Below are 2,665 nucleotides of genomic sequence, written 5' to 3' on the forward strand. Positions count from 1 at the left end.
GCGCCGGCCAGGAGGCCCTTGCCGCCAAGGAGTTGGAAGAGCCGGCCCCAGTGGGCGTCGCCGAGCCGCTTGCCGAAGGCCGCCGCGTACGCGCCGCCCAGCTCCGCGACCGTACGGGAGCCGTCCATCCGTACCATCAGGAACCGCTCGCGCGGCCCGACCTCGAAGGACTGCCCGGTCGCGGTGTCCTTGACCAGGTGCACCGTACGCGGCCCGTGCAGCAGCGCGTCGCTCACCAGCACCTCCGGGCGCAGCCGGGGCTGGTGGGCGGCGAGCGCCCGCGACTCCGCGGTGCCGCTCACCGCGCGCTCCCGGTCGCGGGCGCCGCGGCCCGCGCGTGCAGCGCCCGGGCCAGGACGTGGGAGAGGTACGCCTCGTCCTGGATGGTCACGTGCAGCCGGTTGTTGGTCATGTGCATGTACGGGGACAGCAGCCGCTCCAGCGCCTCGTCCGGGTCGTCGACCGGCTCGTCCTCGTTGCCGTCCCAGGACCGGAAGACCAGCTCGCCCCGCCCCGCCAGCTCCACCACCCGCTCGCGCAGCTCCCGGCAGTGCTCCGCCCACCGGTCCAGCAGCGCCGGCAGCGTGCCGTCGCCCGCGGCGGCGGCGCGGATCCGGCCGTGCCAGGTGAGCAGCCCGGGGGCGACCTCGTCCGCCTTGCGCTCGTACTCGGCGCTGCCGATGAAGCCGGTGTCGGGGAACGCGCGGTGCCAGAAGGCGTAGTAGCGGTCCAGGAAGTCCGCGAGGCGGTCGTCCCCGGGCAGGAACGCGGTGGACATGATCAGCATGAGCTGCGCGGACGTGCCGAGCAGCACGGTGCGCAGGTGCAGGTTCTTGCCGCGCAGCGCGTCGCACACCAGCTCGCTGGAGCGGGCGAAGTGCCATTCGGCGAGCGCGACGCCGGCCGGGCCGCCGTACTTGCCGTACTCGGGCTCGTACGGCAGCCAGGCGCGGGAGTTGTTGGGCCGCACGTTCATCCGGCCCGCTTCGTCGGTGTAGCCGGCGCGGTCCTCGGGGCGGAACTCGATGTCGAAGAGCTGGTTGTAGAACTCGTTGAGGAAGCCGGAGTCGACCTGGTAGAGCGCGGGCCGCTCGGCGAGGAAGGCGTCGACGGCGCGCTCGGCGCGGGCCCGTACCTCCGCCTCGCGCCCCGGGGAGGAGGGGCGGAGGCGGAGGCGGACGTGGGGACCTTCGAGCCAGTAGTTGATGAAGAACCAGCCGTCGAGAAGGCCGTCGTCGTGCAGCTCGCGGACGAGCGGGGCGACGCACTGGAGGAGGAGCGGCACGGGGTTGGCGGCGTAGTAGACGTGCAGGGCCTGCCAGTCGCCGGGGGGCGTGCCGGGGGCGGGGGCGGGCTGGTCGGTCACGGGGTCTCCCCTTCTGCGGTGCCGGGCGGCGCGGGGGCCGTCTCCACGGCGAGTTCCACGACGTGGCCGCCGTGATCCGTCGTCAGGTACGGGCCGTCCTCGTCGGGCAGCGCCTCGCGGAACGTCACCCGCGCGGCGTCGCTGCGCAGCAGGCCCTCGAAGGCCAGCAGCGACAGCGGGCTGTCGAAGTCGACGTACTGCGGCTTGGCGCCGGTCGCGCCGCGCGCCGCGGCGTCCTTGACCATCGCGTAGACCCGGGCGGGCAGCCCGTGCCGACGGCGCCAGCGGTGCCAGGCCAGCAGCCACCCGGCGTCCCCCGTGCCGGTGGCGCGCGGCGGCAGCGCGGTCGCGGGGGCGCGCCACGAGCGGCGGGCGAGGACGAGCCGGCCGTGGCGTACGCGCGGGCGGTGGGTGACGCCGTCGTCCGGCTCGCCCTCGGGGACGCCGGCCCAGACGTCGACCGGCGACATGGAGGTCGGCGAGAGCAGCAGGAGGGTGCGCGGGATCTCGGGGAGCGCCAGCGGTACGAGGTAGCCGAGGTACACCGGCACCACCTCGCGGCCCAGCCGCGCCGAGCGCAGCACCAGCCGGTCGGTCGCGGGGTCGTGCTCCAGGCCGAGGTCGTCCAGGGCGATGCGGTTCTCCGGCGGTACGGAGCTGGTCTCGCCGGGGCAGACGATCTCGTAGTCGGTCAGCCGGCCGTGGAGGTTGAGGTTGCTGGTCACGGGGCCGCCGGTGACCTCGGCGAAGACGGCGCCCGCGGGCTGGAGTGCGCGGGCCCGGTCGCGGAGTTCCGCGGACAGGCCGCCGGGGATGCCGGGGTCGCCGTCGTAGCAGTGGGTGAAGCGGCTGAACGGGAAAAGCAGCCCGCCGTACGAGCGGTTGAGCACCACCAGCGGCTCGGACCCGGCGAGCTGGACGTGGTGGCTGTGCAGCGCCGGTTCCGCGGGGAGCGCGGCCAGTTCGGCGGCGACGGAGTCGAAGAGGTCGGCGCCGAGGACGAGTTCGGCGCCGCCGGGCGCGTGGCCGGCCCAGCGGGCCCGTACCCCGGTGTGGAACGCGCGCCGCGCGGCGTCGAGCGCCCGGAGCTGCGGCAGGCCCAGCCAGTTCTCCTCCGGTACGTACTCCCCCTTCGCGTCGAAGGGGGTGCGGCGCGAGGTGAACGACAGGTACTGGTCGAAGAAGTCCTCGTGGAAGTCGTGGATCAGCTTCAGCAGGTCGGTGCAGCGCCCGCCGGTGCCGTAGCGGGCGAGGAAGAACCCGTGCAGCGTCAGCCGCTGCGGCAGCGTCAGGTCGAAC

General features: G+C 74.5%; 2 protein-coding genes and 1 pseudogene. All 3 read right to left on the reverse strand.

Annotation, left to right across the window (positions count from 1 at the left end):
• A pseudogene (locus tag H5J30_RS26300) lies at window positions 1-302 on the reverse strand (peptidase M50); the annotation flags it as partial.
• Window positions 299-1,366 (reverse strand): lantibiotic dehydratase C-terminal domain-containing protein, encoded by a 1,068-nt coding sequence (locus H5J30_RS26305; RefSeq protein ID WP_181789825.1) that lies wholly within the window; start codon window positions 1,364-1,366, stop codon window positions 299-301. The pseudogene H5J30_RS26300 and the gene H5J30_RS26305, both read right to left, overlap by 4 nt.
• A partial coding sequence (locus H5J30_RS26310; protein WP_181789826.1) for a lantibiotic dehydratase occupies window positions 1,363-2,665 on the reverse strand: 1,303 nt, incomplete at its 5' end. The genes H5J30_RS26305 and H5J30_RS26310, both read right to left, overlap by 4 nt.

This window comes from Streptomyces phytophilus (assembly GCF_013870535.1).
Lineage (GTDB): Bacteria > Actinomycetota > Actinomycetes > Streptomycetales > Streptomycetaceae > Streptomyces > Streptomyces phytophilus.